Annotated in this window: 14 protein-coding genes; 9 read left to right on the plus strand and 5 right to left on the minus strand. The window is 57.8% G+C overall.

Annotation, left to right across the window (positions count from 1 at the left end; translation table 11 throughout):
- Positions 1–50: 50 nt before the first annotated feature.
- From JT718_RS03310 to JT718_RS03330, 5 genes are all read left to right on the plus strand, one after another.
- Positions 51–653, plus strand: a complete 603-nt coding sequence (locus tag JT718_RS03310; RefSeq protein ID WP_205500370.1) for an NADPH-dependent F420 reductase — start codon at positions 51–53, stop codon at positions 651–653.
- 349 nt (positions 654–1,002) lie between these two features.
- Positions 1,003–1,602 (plus strand): hypothetical protein, encoded by a 600-nt coding sequence (locus tag JT718_RS03315; protein ID WP_205500372.1) that lies wholly within the window; start codon positions 1,003–1,005, stop codon positions 1,600–1,602.
- Between the two features lie 292 nt (positions 1,603–1,894).
- Complete coding sequence (locus JT718_RS03320; protein WP_205500374.1) at positions 1,895–3,361, plus strand: SDR family oxidoreductase; 1,467 nt, start codon at positions 1,895–1,897, stop codon at positions 3,359–3,361.
- A gap of 263 nt (positions 3,362–3,624) precedes the next feature.
- A complete protein-coding gene (locus JT718_RS03325; protein WP_205500376.1) occupies positions 3,625–4,128 on the plus strand; it encodes a VOC family protein in 504 nt (167 codons plus the stop codon).
- Between the two features lie 129 nt (positions 4,129–4,257).
- A complete protein-coding gene (locus JT718_RS03330; protein ID WP_205500378.1) occupies positions 4,258–5,652 on the plus strand; it encodes an MATE family efflux transporter in 1,395 nt (464 codons plus the stop codon).
- 112 nt (positions 5,653–5,764) lie between these two features.
- Here the strand turns inward: JT718_RS03330 and JT718_RS03335 are convergent, their stop codons facing one another.
- The gene (locus JT718_RS03335; RefSeq protein ID WP_240336894.1) at positions 5,765–6,679 is read right to left on the minus strand and encodes a M90 family metallopeptidase; all 915 of its coding nucleotides are present in this window, start codon (positions 6,677–6,679) and stop codon (positions 5,765–5,767) included.
- Positions 6,680–6,981: 302 nt separating this feature from the next.
- Here JT718_RS03335 and JT718_RS03340 point away from each other — a divergent pair, with 302 nt between their 5' ends.
- Together JT718_RS03340 and JT718_RS03345 are read left to right on the plus strand one after the other, a co-directional pair.
- On the plus strand, positions 6,982–7,437 hold the full coding sequence (locus JT718_RS03340; protein WP_205500382.1) for a DUF1801 domain-containing protein: 456 nt from the start codon (positions 6,982–6,984) through the stop codon (positions 7,435–7,437).
- A gap of 106 nt (positions 7,438–7,543) precedes the next feature.
- Entirely contained in the window at positions 7,544–8,077 is a 534-nt protein-coding gene (locus JT718_RS03345; RefSeq protein WP_205500384.1) for a dihydrofolate reductase family protein, read from the plus strand.
- A 282-nt stretch (positions 8,078–8,359) separates the two neighbouring features.
- On the opposite strand, the gene JT718_RS03350 is transcribed toward JT718_RS03345, so the two are convergent.
- Together JT718_RS03350 and JT718_RS03355 are read right to left on the minus strand one after the other, a co-directional pair.
- Positions 8,360–9,238 (minus strand): c-type cytochrome, encoded by an 879-nt coding sequence (locus JT718_RS03350; RefSeq protein WP_205500386.1) that lies wholly within the window; start codon positions 9,236–9,238, stop codon positions 8,360–8,362.
- 252 nt (positions 9,239–9,490) lie between these two features.
- On the minus strand, positions 9,491–11,611 hold the full coding sequence (locus tag JT718_RS03355; RefSeq protein WP_240336895.1) for a GAF domain-containing sensor histidine kinase: 2,121 nt from the start codon (positions 11,609–11,611) through the stop codon (positions 9,491–9,493).
- Between the two features lie 428 nt (positions 11,612–12,039).
- Here JT718_RS03355 and JT718_RS03360 point away from each other — a divergent pair, with 428 nt between their 5' ends.
- Together JT718_RS03360 and JT718_RS03365 are read left to right on the plus strand one after the other, a co-directional pair.
- The gene (locus JT718_RS03360; RefSeq protein WP_205500388.1) at positions 12,040–15,033 is read left to right on the plus strand and encodes a M16 family metallopeptidase; all 2,994 of its coding nucleotides are present in this window, start codon (positions 12,040–12,042) and stop codon (positions 15,031–15,033) included.
- Positions 15,034–15,361: 328 nt separating this feature from the next.
- Positions 15,362–16,027 carry a YceI family protein gene (locus JT718_RS03365; protein ID WP_205500391.1) on the plus strand — a complete coding sequence of 222 codons (666 nt, stop codon included), beginning with the start codon at positions 15,362–15,364 and terminating at the stop codon, positions 16,025–16,027.
- Between the two features lie 146 nt (positions 16,028–16,173).
- Here the strand turns inward: JT718_RS03365 and JT718_RS03370 are convergent, their stop codons facing one another.
- Both JT718_RS03370 and JT718_RS03375 read right to left on the minus strand, forming a co-directional pair.
- Complete coding sequence (locus JT718_RS03370) at positions 16,174–16,809, minus strand: DUF4136 domain-containing protein (protein WP_317195467.1); 636 nt, start codon at positions 16,807–16,809, stop codon at positions 16,174–16,176.
- Between the two features lie 208 nt (positions 16,810–17,017).
- Positions 17,018–17,956 carry an alpha/beta hydrolase family protein gene (locus JT718_RS03375; RefSeq protein WP_240336896.1) on the minus strand — a complete coding sequence of 313 codons (939 nt, stop codon included), beginning with the start codon at positions 17,954–17,956 and terminating at the stop codon, positions 17,018–17,020.
- Between the last annotated feature and the right edge of the window lie 57 nt (positions 17,957–18,013).

Raw genomic sequence — 18,013 nt, forward strand, 5'->3', positions numbered from 1 at the left:
AAAGGAAACTATAACCGAAATCTATCCACCAAATCAATCCTCACATTGTCATGACGAACATAGGAATCTTAGGCGCGGGCAAGATAGGGTTGGCCTTCGCGCAGCACACGGCCAAAGCCGGGTATGCCACTATCCTGAGCAACAGCCGCGGACCGGAGACTTTGCAGGAGGCGGCGGCGCAAATCGGGCACGACGCTAAAGCGGGCACCACCCTGGAGGCCGCCGCCGCAGACATCGTGTTTTTGTCGGTGCCCTGGCCCCGTCTGGAGGCAGCCGTCGCGCCGGTTAAAAGTTGGGAGGGCAAACTGGTGATAGACGCCACCAACCCCGTGCTGCCGGGCCTGCTTCCCGCCCCCTTAGACGGCAAGCCCTCCAGCCAGGTAGTCGCTGAACTGTTGCCCGGTGCCCGGGTGGTGAAGGCCTTTAACACCCTGCTGTACTCGCTCCTGGCCTCGGACCCGCGGGAAGCGGGCGGAAACCGCGTGGTCTTTTATTCGGGCGACGACCTGGAGGCCAAACAAATCGTGCTGCAACTCATCACCCGCCTGGGCTTTGCCGGCGTTGATCTGGGTACCCTGCAGACCTCGGCCAAACTGCAGCAATTCCCCGGCGGCTCCCTGCCCGGCCTGAACCTGATCAAGCTGCCCGACTAAGAAAGAGCCCCTGGACCTATCTCACGACTTCCATCCACCCGCACATCCACTTGCTGGCTTTCTCCGTTTCCAACCTGTTTCTCCTAAAACAGGTGGAAAACGGCGGAAATCACCCGCGCTTTTGGTAGGCTGTTTTTCCCTTCCGCGTGGAAGAACGCATCGGCATTCCCCTTTCTCCCGGCGCTCCGTTTCTGACTTGTTTTGCTGAGGCTTAGGGGAAAAGGAACAGTAATCCGTCTTATACTCAGGAACCCAAAACCTGGGGAGGCCACCTCTTGCCCCCCTTTTCAAAGAGACTTAAGCTGTTTACACGCTCAAATCATTGAACCCCCACCAAACTTCTAAGCAAATGAAAAGAACTTACGGCCCTTATCTCTCCCTGCTTTCTCTGGCGCTGGCCTTGGGTACGTTGCTCTGCCTCCCTTCCTGTTCTGCAGACGATGAAGCCGAAAACCGCATTCCCAGCATTGCCGGCTACTATAGGTTTGTGTCCATCACCTCCTCAGCAGCCGTTGACCTGAACCAGGACGGAGTGCTCTCTACCAATCTACTGGCAGAAATTGAGGGGTATGATTTCACTTACCCCGAGGCAAACCTGGAACTGCGGCCCACCAGGCACAACACCACCAACCACAAACGCATTGACATCTTCTTCCCGCATCCTAACCTGGTACTGGACATCACCACCGGGCAGGAAGTGATGCTGTACACCAAGAACGCACTTAACGGCACCGGCTACACCTACAGCTATGATGAAAAGACCTCGGCCATTGACATCATTCGCACTGCCAATCACCCAGAAACGGAACAGGAATGGGGCCGGTTGAACCGTCTTACGGTGTCAGGAACGAACCAACTGGAGGCCAGCATCTCCAAAAGGTATTATGACTTTCACACCCAAAGCTGGCTCCCGCTGAACATCACCGCGGTCTATGAGAAGGTAGAGTAACCAGGCCGCTTTCTCCGGTTGCGCGGTTCTCTGGTTAGGCTTTCACATGCCCTCTAAAACCATATTTTCAAGCCAGTTTCAGGAAAACAGCCCGAAAACCCGCTGCGCGACCCACAGGAGCGATTGGCTGAAAACCCTTTCTTTTTACCCCGAAACCTTCTCGCCTACTCTTTCCGCAGAAGCGTCTATTTTTGCCCTTTTTTTCTGGAAAGGAGGCCAAAACAGGTTTGTTTATAACCTTCCGCGCCGAGGCTTGTTTTGGTTTCAATAACACGGGGAAACTCATTGGGGCATGAAGATTTTGTTGACAGGCGCTACGGGCTACATCGGGAAAAGGCTGCTGCCGGTGCTGCTGGAACAGGGCCACGAGGTCATCTGCTGCGTGCGCGACAAGAACCGGGTTCCTGCCGAGGGCGCGTACCAACACCCCAGGGTTTCTTTGCTGGAGATCGATTTTCTGCAGCAGAAGGAGACACCTGAAGCCATCCGTAACATAGACGCGGCCTATTACCTCATTCACTCCATGAGTTCTCCGCACCAGGATTTTCAGAAGTTGGAGGAAACCTCGGCCCAGAATTTCATGCAGCTGGTGGCGCAAACGGCGGCCCGGCAGATTATCTATCTGGGCGGCATTACCAATGAAGAGAAGCTCTCTCGGCACCTGGCCTCCCGGAAAAAGGTGGAGGAGATTCTGCGGCAAAGCGCTGTTCCGCTTACCTGCCTCAAAGCGGCCATTATTGTGGGCTCGGGCAGCGCTTCGTTTGAGATCATCCGGGATCTGGTGGAGAAACTGCCCGTCATGATCGCACCCAAATGGCTCAACACCAAGAGCCAGCCTATTGCCATCCGCAACGTGCTGGAATACCTCACCGGCGTTCTGCTCCGGCCCGAGACGTTTCACCAGTCCTATGACATCGGCGGGCCCGATGTGCTGTCTTACAAAGAGATGCTGCTTCAGTTTGCCGAGGTGCGCGGCCTGAAACGCTACATCTTCACGGTACCGGTCATGACTCCGCGGCTGTCCTCTTACTGGCTGTATTTTGTGACGTCTACTTCTTACACCCTGGCCGTGCACCTGGTGAACAGCATGAAGGTGGAGGTGATCGCCAAAGACAATGCGCTGGAACAGCTGTTGGGTATTCAGCCCATTTCTTACAAAAAGGCCGTGAAAATGGCGTTCCAGAAGATAGAGCAGAACAACGTGGTCTCCAGCTGGAAAGACGCCCTGGTGTCCAGTTACCAGGACAATTCCTTGCTGCAGCACATCCACGTGCCCACCAACGGGGTGTATGTGGATAAGCGGCAAAAGCCCATCACCAGCAATGCCCATCAGGTGCTGGAAAATATCTGGTCTATTGGCGGCAACCGTGGCTGGTACTACGCCGATTGGCTCTGGGAACTGCGGGGCTTTCTGGACAAAGTCTTTGGAGGGGTGGGTCTGCGCCGCGGCAGAACCAATGAGCATGCCATCCACACCGGCGACACCCTGGATTTCTGGCGTGTTCTGGCCGCCGACAAGCAAAACCAGCGCCTGCTGCTCTACGCTGAGATGAAACTGCCCGGCGAGGCCTGGCTGGAGTTCAACATCATCCGGAAGGAAGGCAAGCCCTACCTCACGCAAACCGCCACGTTCCGGCCCAAGGGTTTGCTGGGCCGGTTGTACTGGTACTCGGTGCTGCCGTTCCATTTCTTCATTTTTGATGGCATGGCCCAGAATCTTGTAGCGTATCAGCCTACGTCCCGTGCTCTGACTACTTAATCTGGAAATGGGAAGAACCAAGGCTTTTTCGCCTAAGAAGAGAAGCTGTTTTTAAGGCATTTTGCGGAAAACAGCCTGTAAACGGTCTCGCTTCATGGCCGCTGCTTTCCGTTATGAACGCTTTGCTCAGACGCGAAGCGTGTCTTAACCCACAGCAAAAAAACAGCCCAAGGCGCAAACCACCCCTCGTTTTGTCGTGTCTGCACCGCCTTTAAGTCAAAGCAGCTCAGTACGTTTGTATGGAACAAAACAAGACAAACGCTATGGAAATACAGCACAACCATCCCCAGAAAATTACGCCGTTTTTGTGGTTCAACGGCAACGCCGAGGAGGCCATGCACTTCTACACCTCGGTGTTCAAAGACTCCAAAATCTTGAACGTGATGCGCTACACCCAGGCCGGTCCCGGCCCCAAAGGCAGTGTGATGTCTGGCACGTTCCAGTTGGCGGGGCAAGAGTTCATGGCCCTGAACGGCGGACCGCAGTACGCATTTACGCCGGCCATCTCGTTCTTTGTGCACTGTGACACGCAGGCCGAGCTAGACGAGTACTGGGACAAGTTCCTGGATGGCGGGCAGCCACAACAATGCGGGTGGATTCAGGACAGGTTTGGGGTGTGCTGGCAGATTGTTCCTACCGCCCTAGGCCAGATGCTGCAGGACCCCGATGCCGAAAAAGCCGGCCGCGTAATGCAAGCCATGCTGCAGATGGTAAAGCTTGACATTGCCACCCTAAGGCAAGCGTACGAGGCCGAACCGGTGGCCTAACCTTGCGCAGCCGCGTACGCGAGGCGCCCGGCCCCATACGCCTCTCCCCCTGTGGCGCATGAGCACGGCTCTCCCTGATTTGTCACCCAGAAAACAGAACTTCCTGGCCCAGAAATGGTATCTTTCCCCATGAATTCGCGCAAAGAGCTGTTTCGTTTGATATGGGCGGCGGTGAAGGGACAAGAGCAAGACTACACCCGGCTTAGCCTCAAGAAATCTATCCTGCTGCTGGCCACGCCCATGATCCTGGAAATGCTCATGGAGTCGTTGTTCGCGGTGGTAGACATCTTCTTTGTGGGCCGGCTGGGGCCCGATGCCATTGCCACCGTGGGGCTCACCGAATCTATCCTGATGCTGATGTACGCCATAGGCATGGGCATTAGCATGGCGGGCACGGCCATGGTGGCGCGGCGCATTGGCGAAAAGCAGTACAAAAAAGCGGGCACCACCACGTTTCAGCTCCTGATCACTGGTCTGGTGCTGGCCTCGGCCATGGGCCTGCTCACGTTCCTGTTCGCCCCGGAAATCCTGCGCCTGATGGGGGCTACGCCCGAGATCCTGGCCATTGGGGTGCCGTACGCGCGCATCATCTTCGCCGGAAACCTCTCCATTATCCTGCTGTTCCTGATCAACGGGGCGTTCAGGGGGGCGGGGCAGCCGCACCTGGCCATGCGCACGCTTTGGTTCGCCAACGGGGTGAACATTATCCTGGCCCCGCTGCTCATTTTCGGGTTGGGACCCGTGGAGGGCCTGGGGCTGGCCGGGGCCGCCTGGGCCACCACCAGCGCCCGAACCCTGGGCGTGGTGTACCAGCTTTACCACCTGTTCAACGGCAAGCACCTGCTCAGGATTACCCGGGAGAACATGCGGGTGCAGTACAAGGTGGTGGTAGAGATCCTGAAAGTGTCGGTGGGCGGAATGGGCCAGTTCATGATTGACTCAGCCAGCTGGATTTTTCTCACCCGCATCATGGTGGAGTTCGGGAGCCATGCGCTGGCCGGCTACACCATTGCATTCCGGGTGATTTCGTTTACCCTGCTGCCGGCCTGGGGCCTGTCGTCGGCGGCGGCCACGCTGGTGGGCCAAAACCTGGGGGCCGGCAAGCCGCGCCGCGCCGAGCTGGCCGTCTGGCTCACCGCCCGGTACAACATGATCTTTCTGGCGGCCGCCACGCTGGGCTTCTTCCTGTTTGGCCGGTACCTCACCGGCTTTTTCACCCAGGACCCCGAGGTTATTGCCATTGGCACCGAGGGCCTGAAGATCATTACGCTGGGCTACGTGTTCTTCGGGCTGGGCATGGTAATGGTGCAGTCGTTCAACGGGGCCGGCGACACCAGGACCCCGGCCTTCATCAACATTCTGGTGCTCTGGTTTCTGGAGGTTCCCCTGGCCTACCTTTTTGCCGTGTACCTGAAGCTAGGGGCCACGGGCATCTTCATCATCATTGCCTTCAGCCACTCTACGCACGCGCTCATTAGCTGGTGGCTGTTCAGGAAAGGCCGCTGGAAAACGGTGAAAATTTAACCCACCGCGCACTGCGCCTTGCGTCAGCGGCTGCCAAGGGTTTCAGGGCTGTTTCTGGTAAAACAGGCCTAAAACAGGGATGGGTGAGCGCAAGCCCAGAGCCGGAGCGGCCTCAGGCAGCGGTTTTCTTGGGCAGGCAGCACTGCTTGTACTTCTGGCCGCTGCCGCAAGGGCACGGCTCGTTGCGGCCCAGGCGCTTGCCGTACGGGTTCAGCAACTCCCGGAAGTTAAGCCCGAACCGCCGTTTGGGGTTCTGGTGGAAAATCTTGGTGAGCAGGTTGTACAGCCGCGGGTGCCGCTCGGCCAGCTGGCCGGGTTTCTCAAAGAAATACTCCGTAGACACGGCAAAGAATTCGGCCTCATTGGTGGCCGCATACGGGTTGATGTCTGATTCGCCTTTCCTGATTTGTTTGATCTTGCGGTCTACCAGCTCCTGCCAGGGCTTTACCAGTTCATCGGGCAGGTACGCGGCGGGCGTGCCGTCAATCTCGCCGTCGGCCTGGTCCAGCAGGTGCGCAAACTCATGGATGCCCACGTTCTGGCGGTCGGCCATGTCGTTGAAGCCGCGCTCCAGGGCCGGTTTGGAGAGGGTCACGTAATGGTCGTTCTGGAACGGGTTTACGCGGCCCAGCACCTCAGAGACGGCCTCACTGTCTTCGTGCTTGAACCGCTCTAAACTGCCCGGAAACACCAGCACCTCGCCCAGGTTCTGGTACTCCCAGTCCTGAATGCCGAAGATGGGAATAATGGCGCTGGCCGCCACCAGCACTTTGGTGGTATCGTCTATGGCGACTTCAATGCCCGTGATGCGCTTCTCAGACAGGAACAGCTGCACCATCTTCTCAAAGCGGTGCTTTTCCTCCTCGGTCTTCAGGGTGTGGTAAAAGCCCACCCGGTCTGTGAGGATTTTGCGCCACTCCGCCGGAAACTCCTGCGCCAGCACTTTCTTGCGCCGGCGCGGCTTGCGGGTAGCCCACCGGTAAAACACCACCACCACTACCGCCACTACTACTAAAAATGCGACCATTCCCATAGCCGATTCCAACGTTCGTTGCGGGAGAAAGATATGCACCGGGCCAAGAATAGTGTTGCACCCAACGTTACCCCAAGCAACCGGCCCGTTGTTGGGCAGCGCCACCTCTTTCCCGTTCCTTTTCCGCAAAACGGCCCTGAAACGCCCCACCTTTGAACCCGTGCGCGGGTAAGCATCACAGGAGCGCCGCGGCCCCCAACCAGCCACTTGCAATGCACAGAATACTTTTTACATTTGGTGAACGGCACCCTTTCGGCGGTGCCTGGTTAGAAAAATCCACTGTAAACAAACTGGTTATGCCCACTACCGCCCTTCGTCCACAGGACTACCTGGAAACCCTGCCCGAGGACCGCAAACAAGCCATGGCGCAGTTGCGGAGCACCCTGCTGGAAAACCTGCCCAGCGGCTTTTCTGAGGAAATGAGCTATGGCATGATTGGCTACGTGGTGCCGCACACGCTCTACCCGGCTGGTTACCACTGCAACCCCAGTTTACCGCTGCCGTTCCTGAGCATTGCCTCGCAGAAAAACTTTATTGCCGTGTACCACATGGGTCTGTACGCCGACCCTGAGCTGCTGGCCTGGTTCACGGCGGAGTACCCCAAGCACAGCAAAACCAAACTGGACATGGGCAAAAGCTGCATCCGGTTCAAGAAGCCAGACCAGATTCCCTTTGAGCTGCTGGCCCAACTGGCCGCCAAAATAACGCCCCAGGACTGGATTGACCGGTACGAGGCCCAGTACAAAAAATAACGGGACCGCCCCCAGCGCTGGCCCATGCGGGCAAACCGCCGGTTAGGCCTAGCCAAGTCCTCCTTTCAAGGCTTTTTTCTGGTAAAAACCCCAAAAACACCCCGAGATGCGAAAGGTAGTTCTCTACATTGCCATGAGCCTGGACGGCTACATCGCCACGGAAGACGACAACATTGATTTCCTGAGTTTGGTGGAAAGGCCCGGTGAAGACTACGGGTACCGGGCATTCCAGCAGACGGTAGACACCCTTATCTGGGGCCGCCGCACCTATGAGAAAGTGCTCTCGTTTGGCATGCCCGAGTTTCCGCACAAAGACAAAAAGTGCTACGTGCTCTCCACCACCAGGACCGGCCATGACGAAAACGTGGAGTTCTACGGCGGCGACCTGAAAGACCTTATTTCCGCGCTGCGGCAACAGCCCGGCAAAGACATCTACTGTGATGGCGGCGGCGAGGTGGTCTACAGCCTGCTCAAAGAACGCCTCATTGACAAGCTGATCATCTCGGTGATTCCGCACCTGCTGGGCAGCGGCATAAGGCTGTTCAAAGACGGCCGCCCCGAGCAGCACCTCACCCTCACCCAAAGCCTCACGTTTCCTGCCTCGGGCCTGGTGCAGCTCTGGTTTGACAGAAAAGACTGATGAGTTCTGTTTCAACCCCGCTTTATTGACCGCAACAGCCAGCAACAAGGCAAAAGCAGCAACAAGACAAAAGAGCGTTTCTGGGCTGATTTCCTGAAATCAGCCCAGAAACGCTCCCTCGCTCGCCTCTGGCGAGTGTGCGCCATCAGGAGGCCTCTGGCCTCCACACACAGAAGTTTGCCTACCGTTCAAGCAAAGGGAAGCTCCTCTGCTCCTGCCCCTGCGCGAACCTTCTCCCAACCGGATTTCCTCTACTCCTTTCCAGGACCAGTTGCCAGCGGACTATTGAATAGATTGGCAATACTGGTATAGCGAGGCCAGTTCTTTGTCGGTGTACTGGGCGGTCATTTTCCAGGGCATGTTCTCGTTGCTCAGCTGCTTGCCCTCGGGGGTTTTGCCGGTACGCAGGGTTTGGATGAACTGCACCTTGGTCCATTTGCCCACGTGCCCGGCCCGGGTGATGTTGGGTACCGGCGGAAAACCCGGCGCCACCGGGTCGCCGCCCTGCAGGTTGGTGCCGTGGCAGCCGCTGCAGGAAACCGCCAGGTACTTGCCCATGGCCACGCCTTCCACGGTGTCTACCTGCGCCACCATCGGCTTGCCGTGGTCAATTTTTTCCACAGACAGCAGCGGCATCTTATCCAAATACGCCATTACTTTTACCACCGGCCCCAGGTCTGAGGCGGGCAAGGGTTTGTCTACGGGCGCCAGGCTTTGGCAATAGGCAATAATAGCGGCCATGTCCTGGGCCGACAGCAAGGTGGTCTCGTGCGAAGGCATGAACAGCAGGGCTTTGCCGTTGGGGTCCACCCCGTGCCTGAGCGCCCTTACCCAGTCGGTGGTGCTGTAATGGGCGGGCAGGCCGCCCTGCCCCTTGGTAAGATTGGCGGCCACCAGGCGGCCCAGCGCCCGGTCTTCAATCATGACCTTGCCCGCCAGGTCAGGGCCGTGGCAGTCGGTGCAGCCTTTGATGGCCACCAGGTGCTTCCCGCGGCTCAGCAGGGCCTGGTCCTGGGCTACGTCAAGGCGTTCGGGGGCAAACGTGTACTTCTTCTCCATGCGCTGGCCTATGTCATAAGACACGTAGGCGTACGCCAGACAAAGGATAACGAGGAAGGCCCCCAGGACCAGGCCCGTCCATTTCAGGATTTTCTTAACCATGTTCTCAGTGCTTTGCTTTTAAGTGATGCAGGCGGTAAGACCTGAACCGTATTTCAGCAAAGACCGGTAACCGGGGCGGTTTCCCCTACTTGGGTCTCAACAATTTAGCATGCAGCGGCCCGAATGCAGGCACCACCGTCCTCAGGCTGGCTGCTCTGCGCCTGGGCACGCAGACGTGGGGGGAGATTAGACAAACGGAAAGTGCGGGCGCGCAATCAACGGCAAGGTGCAGTTTGGGCTATTCTTTGTCTGCTAACGTTTGAAGTACACCCTAAACGTGGAGCCTTTGCCCTTCTCGCTTTCCACCTCTATGTGGCCGCCGGCGTTCTCCACAATGCGTTTTACAATGTAGAGGCCAATGCCGGTCCCTTCCACGTGGTCATGCAGGCGCTTGAACATGGTAAAGATCTTGGACTTGTCCTCGGGTTTCAGGCCCAAGCCGTTGTCTGAGACCGACAGCACCAGGTAACCCGGCACGGCCTGGGTGGAGATGTGCACCTGGGGCGTACGGTCTGGCGAGCGGTACTTAAGGGCATTGCTGAACAGGTTGTAGACAACGCTGCGCACGTTCTTGGCCGAAAAATTCACCACCGACTCGGGGGCGTAGTGGGTGATAATCTCGGCGCCGGTGTTCCTGATGGTGTTTTCAAAGTCCAGCTGCACCTCGGCCACCACCTCGGCCAGGTGAATGGGGGCAATGTCTTCGCCGGCGCCGCGCTGCACCTTGGCAACCTCGGTCAAGTCGGCCACGGCCCGCTTGAAGCGGCCCACCGAGGAGTTCATGAGGCTAAGCACCCGCTGCACCACCTCTTCCTCCCGCACCTGCGGAGGCAGGTACTCCACCAGGGTTTCAATGAGGCCCTCAATGTTGGAGATGGGGGCTTTGAGGTCATGCGAGGCCGAGTACACAAAATTATCCAGATCGGCGTTGATGGCGCGCAGCTCGGTGTTCATGGCTTCAATCTCGTGGCGGGCCTGCACCTGCTCGTTCACGCCAATGGCCACGGCAATTACCCCCACAATGTTGCCCCGGCGGTCGCGCATGGGGTGGTACACAAAACTGAAGTAGACGGGCTCCAGCTTGCCACCCCGCTCCAGCATCACCCTCAGCTCATTGTTCACGTAGGGCACGCCGGTGGTAAGCACCCCGTCCAGCAGCTCTTTGATGCCCTGGTCCTTCACCTCGGGCAAGGCTTGCAGGATGGGCTTGCCAATCACGTCACCGTGCCGCTTGCCCCACAGCTCGCAGATACCGGGGTTGGCCAGTTCTACCACGTGCTCGGGCCCCCGCAGAATGCAGATGGCCACGGGTGCCTGCTGGAACAGATCGGTGAGTTCGGCCTGCTGGCGGGCGGCTTCTTCGCGGGCCTGCACGCTGGCCACCGAAGTGGCAATCTGGCCGGCCAGCAGCTCATGGAAACTCTTGTAATCGGCGTCGTACTCCAGGTCTGGGCTGATGCCCGCCACAAAGAACCCCACCAACTGGTCATGCCCCGGCCGCAGGATGGGCAGAATGGCGGCCTGGTGCGGCAGCCTAGGGGTGGAGCCGGCGGGCTGCGGGTCTAGCAGGCCCTCCAGGTTGTCTAGCAGCAACATGCTCCTGGAGGCGGCCACTTCCTGCAGGGGCCACCCTTTTTCGGGGCTCTCCTCGCCTAAACGCACGTGGGTGGCCACGCGGGGCTTTACCTTTCCGGAGGAGCTGACCAGGTGGGCCTCTGTGCGGGCGCGGTTGAGCAGGTAGATCTGGCTGAACGGAATATCGCTTTCGTTGTGGCCCAGCAGGTTGCAGGTGGCCTGGCAGGCCTGCTCCAGGCTCTGGATCTGGGGCATGGCATCGGCAATGTCCCGCAGGGTCTTCAGCCGCCGCTGGTTTAAGATAGTGCTGGTGACCTCAGTACAGGCACAGAAAACGCCAAACTCCCGGCCCTGGTCATCAAAGGCGGGACTGTAGGAAAAAGTCCAATAGGTTTCCTCCGGGAAGCCTTTCCGCTCCAGGTACAGAAGAAGTCCTTCGGCATAGAATGGCTTGCCTCCGGCCAGGATGCTTTCGGCAATGCCGCCAATCTCTTTCCAGATTTCGGCCCAGACCTCCCTGGCCGGCGCTCCCAGGGCCTGGGGGTGCTTCTTGCCCAAAGCGGGCAGGTAAGGATCGTTGTGGAAGGCGTACAGCTCCTTAGACCACCAGATGAACATAGGAAAGCCCGAGTGCAGCAGCAGCCGGATGTTGGTTTTCAGGCTTTGGGGCCAGTGCGCGGGGTTTCCCAGCGGGTGCGCGTTCCAGTCATAGGCCCGCATGAGGGCTCCCATTTCACCGCCCCCCTGAAAAATGTTTAATGCCTCTGCCGAGGGCTCTTGTTTGTGGGGGTGTGTCATAGGGCAATGCTGGGCAATAGTACTGTGGTGTAGACCGGGTTCTGCAGTGTCTGTCCAAGGAACACCTTACACCGGTCTTACGCATTTCTCAGGCAAATTGTCTAAAAACATGAAAAAGCCAAAAGGGCCCACTTCTTGTTTTAGGGCTCTTTTTACAGAAACGGCCCCAAAAATGTTTCAACTGGCAGACAAGTATTTGCCCGGGGGCTGCAATTCAAATAGTTACATTTCTGAGGCGCTGCATGAAACTCAGCCTGGCCCTGGGGCTCTTCGCCGTGTACCGGTTCTCCCCCACCCTGCTTTTCCTTCTTCTCTGGGGGGGCGTTTTGCGTGAACTGCCAGGCACAAAAAGCCAATAATTAATTGGAATTTTGCTAAATTATACCAATATTACTCAACAAAGTCCCTCTAACTAAACAAACAGCCTTATGTCACAGAAGAGAATGCTAGCCCTGTTGCTGGCTGCCGCGCTGAGCACCCAAGCGCAGGCACAAACGCAGAAGAAGGCCACCCCGGCCAAAAAGCCGGTTTCCACCGCTGCGGCCAAGTCTCAAACAGGCCAGACAAGATTGGTAGAGAAGGTTACCCGCAAGGGAAGTGAACTCATGATTCCGTATGAAAAGTACGTGCTGCCCAACGGCCTTACCGTGGTGGTGCACGAAGACCACTCAGACCCCATTGTGCACGTAGACGTGACCTACCACGTGGGTTCGGCCCGCGAGGAAGTGGGTAAATCTGGTTTCGCGCACTTCTTTGAGCACATGATGTTCCAGGGCTCTGACAACGTGGGCGATGAGCAGCATTTCAAGATTGTGTCCGAAGCCGGCGGCACCCTGAACGGCACCACCAACCGCGACCGCACCAACTACTTTGAGACGCTCCCCAGCAACCAGCTGGAGACCGCCCTGTGGCTGGAGGCCGACCGCATGGGCTTTTTGCTGGACGCCGTTACCCAGAAGAAATTTGAGGTGCAGCGCGAGACCGTGAAGAACGAGCGCGGTCAGAACTATGACAACCGGCCGTACGGGCTGGTGTACGAGAAAGTGAGCGCCGCTTTATACCCCTACGGGCATCCTTACTCCTGGACTACCATTGGGTACATTGAGGACCTGAACCGCGTAGACGTGAACGACCTCAAGAACTTCTTCCTGCGTTGGTACGGACCCAACAACGCCACTTTGACCGTGGGTGGTGACGTAACCCCAGAGCAAGTAGTGAAGCTGGCCGAGAAATACTTCGGCTCCATTCCGCGCGGCCCCGAGGTGAAAAACATGAAACTACCGGCCCCGGTCTTGACCCAGGACCGCTACGTTTCCTATGAAGACAACATTCGCTTCCCTATGCTGCAGATGACGTTCCCTACGGTGCCCAACTATCACCCAGACGAAGTTCCCTTAGACGTACTGGCAGAGATTTTGGGCGGCAGCAAGACCTCTATTCTGTACCAGAACCTCACCAAAACCCAGAAAGCGGTACAAGCCAGCGCCGGGCACCCCTGCTCGGAGCTGGCCGGCGAGTTTACCCTCAACGTGCTTCCGCTCCCGGGCCACACCCTGGCCGACATGGAGAAGGAGCTGCGCAATGCCCTGCTGGAGTTTGAGAAAAGAGGCGTCACCGATGATGACATTGAGCGCTTCAAGGCCTCTTATGAAGCCAACATCATCAACAGCCTGTCCAGCGTGGCCGGCAAAACCTCTACCCTGGCTTCTTACCAGACCTTCACGGGCAACCCCAATTACCTGACCAACCAGCTCAAAGCCCACCGTGCCGTGACCAAGGCCGATGTGATGCGCGTGTACAACCAGTACATCAAAGGCAAGCCCGCCGTGCTCCTGAGCGTGGTGCCCAAGGGCAAACCAGAGATGGTGGCCAAGGCCAATAACTTCACCGTGGACAAAGCGGGTTACAAAGCCCCTACAGACCAGTACGCCGGCCTTAAGTACGTAAAGGCGAAAGACACCTTTGACCGCAGCAAGCGTCCGGCCGTCGGAGCCGCCCCGTCCATTACCGTGCCGCCGTTCTGGAAGCAGAACCTGGCCAATGGCATCAAGGTGATCGGCTCCAAGAGCGATGAGGTACCCACCGTGACCCTGCTGTTCACCCTGCAGGGCGGGCACAAGCTGGAGGCGCATGACCCCTCCAAAGCGGGCATTGCCTCCCTTACCGCGTCCATCATGAACGAAGCCTCAGAGAAGTTCACCGCCGAGGAAATCAGCACCAGACTGGAGAAAATGGGTTCTTCCATCTCTTTTGGCAGCGGTGCCGAGACTATGACGGTACAGGTGCAAAGCCAGGTGAAGAACCTGGATGCCACGCTGGCCCTGCTGGAGGAGCGCATGCTGCACCCGCGTTTCGCGCAGGAAGATTTTGACCGCCTCAAGAAACAGCGCTTGGAGGCCATCAAGAACCAGAGCACCCAGCCCACCGTCATCGCCAACAACGTGTACAACAAAATGCTGTACGGCGAGGGTCACATCCAGGCCATTCCGGTGATTGGCACCACCCAAACCGTGGAGAGCATCACCCTGGACGACGTGAAGAAATTCTACCAGAACTACTTCTCACCCAGCGTGACCAACCTGGTGATTGTGGGCGACGTGGAGCAAAACCAGATCATGCCCAAGCTGGCGTTCCTGAACCAGTGGGCCGCCAAGCCCGTGACCATGCCCACCAACACCAAATGGGCCACCATTGACAAAACCAAGCTGTTTATTGTAGACAAAGAAAAAGCCGCCCAGTCAGAGATCCGCATTGGGTACATGGCCATGCCGTATGATGCCACCGGCGAGTTCTACAAGGCCAGCCTCATGAACTACGTGCTGGGCGGGGCTTTCAACAGCCGCATCAACCTGAACCTGCGCGAAGACAAAGGCTACACCTATGGCGCCGGTTCTTACTTCTCCGGCACTGAATCCGCCGGCCCGTACACGGCTTACGCCGGGGTGCGCTCCAACGTGTCAGACAGCGCCGTGGTAGAGTTCATGAAAGAGATCAAACGCTTCCGCGAGGAAGGCATCACCGACGAGGAGTTGGCCTTCATGAAGAGCGCCATCGGGCAGTCCGATGCCCGCAAGTATGAGACCTCGTTCCAGAAAGCTTCGTTCCTGAACAACATGCTGCGCTACAACCTGGAGCCCGACTACGTGGCCAAGCAAAACGAGATCCTGCGAAACATCACCAAGGAAGAAATCAACGCGCTGGCCAAGAAGTACCTGCAGGTAGAGAAAATGAGCATCATGCTGGTAGGCGACAAGGCCGCTATTAAACCCGGCCTGGAGAAACTGGGCTACGAGGTGGTGGAACTGGATCCAGACGGCGCTCCCATTGTGGCCAAGGTAGAAGCCCCTCTGGTAGAAGCCGAGCCTAAGAAAACCGAACCCGTAAAAGGCAAAAAATCCAAAAAGCAAGGGCGCATTTTCTAAGCGTTTTCACCAAATCTTCCTGAAAACAGGAGGAGTACTTTTAGAGGCGTTTCCGGGAAAACACCCCGGAAACGCCTCTATTTTTTGTGCTCTCAGGCACTCTTAAAGGCCCTCTTCCGCCTCCCAGATACAGGTGAGCAACCAGGCGGTTCCTGTACAGATTTTCTGCCAGCGGTGAGTCGCCGTCAGGTAGTTCTCCTGCGGCCAGCGGCGGGCGAGGTAAAAAAGACCCGCCCAGGAATATAAACTAATCTATGGCTCTGTCGTTATATAGCAAAACACAAATACATTTGTGCAGCTACATTGTTTCATCTTACCCTAAAGAACTATGAAAATCAGAACCATGTGCCTAGCCCTGGTGGCGGGCGTGGCGTTTGCTTCCTGCAACCAGGCTCCCAAAGGCGACCAGGCCACCATCACCGATGCCCAGCAGGCCGCCAACACCTCGGGTCAGACCTTTGTGGTAGACACCGCCAACTCTGAGGTGAAGTTCACGGGGCACGGCGTGGGCAAGAACCACCCGGGCACGTTCCAGCTCTCCTCCGGAACGGTAGCCGTGGCCAATGAGCAGATCACGGGCGGCGAGTTTGTCATCAACATCAAGTCACTGGCCCTAGAAGAGCAGGGAGAGATGTTCCAGACCAAGCTGAAGCCCCACCTGCTGAGCGGCGACTTCTTTGACGCCGAGAAATTCGGGACGGCCAAATTTGTGATCACCCAGGTGGAGCCGTACAAAGCCAACGGCCAGGACACTTCTCTGGTAGAGGGCGCCAACTTTAGCGTGAGCGGCAACTTCACCCTGAAAGGCGTGACCAAGAACATCACGTTTCCGGCCCGCATTGAACTGGATGACAATACCCTGGAGGCCGAGGCCAACTTTGACATAGACCGCCGCCAGTGGCAGATGAACTACGGCAATGACCGAACCCTGGGCGACCAGTTCATTTCTGAAACCGTGAACATTGAACTGGACCTGGCCGCCAAGCGGCAGTAACTGCTTCTGAAGCTCTTTCACAGAAAAAGCCCGGGAACCCTGTTTCCGGGCTTTTTCTGTGAAAACAGGGGTAAAACCGCAGGCAGAAGCTTTGCCACCCTTGTGCCGGGGTACCCCATGGTTGAAACGGTCAAGCGCCTAACACCTTACCTGATCAGGTTCTCCTGCTGCATCCGGGCCACGGTGATCTCCCCGAACTTCTCAGAGAAGCGCTGCAAGCTGGACGGGTTATAGGACTGCGACTGCGCCGACCACAGCAGCTTCTCAGTAGCGGCATCGTAGAGATTGGTCTCTAGGAAATACACTTTGTCTTCGCGGTAGTACCCGGGGTCATACATCATGGGCCGCCAGTAGGTGTAGTACCCCCGGAACGTGCCGTACCAGGCAAACCGCGTCACGGGCCGGTACACCGTGTTGCCCGGCACGTAACGGGTCTCGGTCTCGGTGTTCACCAGCGCCACGGTTAAGATGGCATCGTACTGGTCGCCTTTGATTTTATCCAGGAGGGCATCGGCGGTGTTGCCTTCGCCGCGCGTGAGGGCCGGCGGCACCACGTCTATGCTTTTGGCGGCTGTGATGCCGCGCTGCTGCAGTTGGGTCTGAAGCTGCGCCTCCAGGGTCTGCCGGGCAATGGCATTGTCAGTGAGCGCGGCCACAAGGATTCTGTTGTAGGTAGTGGTGGTCGCCTCGGGGCTCTTCCAGGTTCCGGTAATCTGGGTAGCGGGTGCGCAGCCCGCCACCAGGGCCATGACCAGCAAGCACATTCCCGTGAGAACCTTCACCTTTGCTAAAATACATCTCTCCATACTCCTTCACATTCATTGGGTACAACATGCGGTATGGTTAAAAACGAATGTCCCTGAAATTGGATGCTGTTCTGCCGAGCTTCCCGTTTTGCCCCTTTTTTCTGAAACAGGCTTAAAAACACGAAAACCGGTGTCCTGGCTCCCGTTTGTGGGCTTGCCTATCTGTAGCAAGGAGTTAAGGGGTCTACCGGCCGGCTTCCTGGGGGCGGGAGTCGCTCCCCTGGGGCAGGGCTAGCGCTTCGCGTACGGCTTTTTCAACGGCCGACCAGGCGGGTGAACTGGGAGCCACCAGGTCAAAATGGCCCGCCTCTGGCAACAACACCACCTGGGCCTTGCTGCCTTTTACTTCGGCCAGGGCCACAAATTTCTGGGCTTGCTCAACGGGCACAATAGGGTCACGGGCGCCCTGCACCAACAGCAGGGGCACTTTCAGGGGCAGCAACTGCATGGGCGATGCCTCGGCGTACCGCTCGGGTAATTGCTGGGGCAGGCCCCCCATCAGTTGCTCCACGGCGGCGTTGCAGCTGCCCTTCTCTGCGCTGTAGCTGGCCAAATCGGTGATGCCCGCCAGGGCCACTGCTCCTGTGATCTTCAGCGGATGCCGCGAGTACAGCGGGCTGGTCCTGGGCAGTTTGGGCCTCGCGGCGGCCCACAGGGCCAGATGCCCACCCGCCGAATGGCCCAGAACGGCTACTTTCTTCCCGTTCACGGGATACTGTTTGGCCAGCTCGCGCACAAAGTCCACGGCCTTCCCCACGTCTTGGAAGGTCCCCGGCCAGCCCCCGCCCGGACTGCCCACCCGCCGAAATTCAATGTTCCAGGTGGCGTAGCCAGCCCGGGTGAGCGCGGCGCTGAGGTGGTTCATGTACCCGTGGTTGTACTGCGAAAGCCAGCACCCGCCGTGGATGACCACCACCACCGGAAAAGGCCCCTTGCCCGGTGGCACCCGCAACTCACCAAACTGCAGGGAGTCTGGGCCATACATGATGCGCATACCAGCGGCGGGCGCGGGCGTTTGCACCAGGTCTTGCCAGGTCACCAGTTTCGGCTCCTGATTCTGGGCCCGGAGCGCAGGGGCACATAGCAGAAGAAAGAGGCACAGCGCCGCGGAGAAAGACTTCATAACAGCAGGCATAGCGGTAAGGGTTAAACAAACCAGACATAGTTGTCCCAGACGCCA

It is taken from the genome of Rufibacter psychrotolerans (assembly GCF_016924645.1).
GTDB classification, from domain to species: Bacteria; Bacteroidota; Bacteroidia; order Cytophagales; family Hymenobacteraceae; genus Nibribacter; species Nibribacter psychrotolerans.

What these genes read in the sequence shown, in the direction of transcription:
- JT718_RS03310 (WP_205500370.1), top strand. Translation starts at nt 51, where the DNA reads ATGACGAACATAGGAATCTTAGGCGCGGGCAAGATAGGGTTGGCCTTC.
- JT718_RS03315 (WP_205500372.1), top strand. Translation starts at nt 1,003, where the DNA reads ATGAAAAGAACTTACGGCCCTTATCTCTCCCTGCTTTCTCTGGCGCTG.
- JT718_RS03320 (WP_205500374.1), top strand. Translation starts at nt 1,895, where the DNA reads ATGAAGATTTTGTTGACAGGCGCTACGGGCTACATCGGGAAAAGGCTG.
- JT718_RS03325 (WP_205500376.1), top strand. Translation starts at nt 3,625, where the DNA reads ATGGAAATACAGCACAACCATCCCCAGAAAATTACGCCGTTTTTGTGG.
- JT718_RS03330 (WP_205500378.1), top strand. Translation starts at nt 4,258, where the DNA reads ATGAATTCGCGCAAAGAGCTGTTTCGTTTGATATGGGCGGCGGTGAAG.
- JT718_RS03335 (WP_240336894.1), bottom strand. Translation starts at nt 6,679, where the DNA reads ATGGTCGCATTTTTAGTAGTAGTGGCGGTAGTGGTGGTGGTGTTTTAC.
- JT718_RS03340 (WP_205500382.1), top strand. Translation starts at nt 6,982, where the DNA reads ATGCCCACTACCGCCCTTCGTCCACAGGACTACCTGGAAACCCTGCCC.
- JT718_RS03345 (WP_205500384.1), top strand. Translation starts at nt 7,544, where the DNA reads ATGCGAAAGGTAGTTCTCTACATTGCCATGAGCCTGGACGGCTACATC.
- JT718_RS03350 (WP_205500386.1), bottom strand. Translation starts at nt 9,238, where the DNA reads ATGGTTAAGAAAATCCTGAAATGGACGGGCCTGGTCCTGGGGGCCTTC.
- JT718_RS03355 (WP_240336895.1), bottom strand. Translation starts at nt 11,611, where the DNA reads ATGACACACCCCCACAAACAAGAGCCCTCGGCAGAGGCATTAAACATT.
- JT718_RS03360 (WP_205500388.1), top strand. Translation starts at nt 12,040, where the DNA reads ATGTCACAGAAGAGAATGCTAGCCCTGTTGCTGGCTGCCGCGCTGAGC.
- JT718_RS03365 (WP_205500391.1), top strand. Translation starts at nt 15,362, where the DNA reads ATGAAAATCAGAACCATGTGCCTAGCCCTGGTGGCGGGCGTGGCGTTT.
- JT718_RS03375 (WP_240336896.1), bottom strand. Translation starts at nt 17,956, where the DNA reads ATGAAGTCTTTCTCCGCGGCGCTGTGCCTCTTTCTTCTGCTATGTGCC.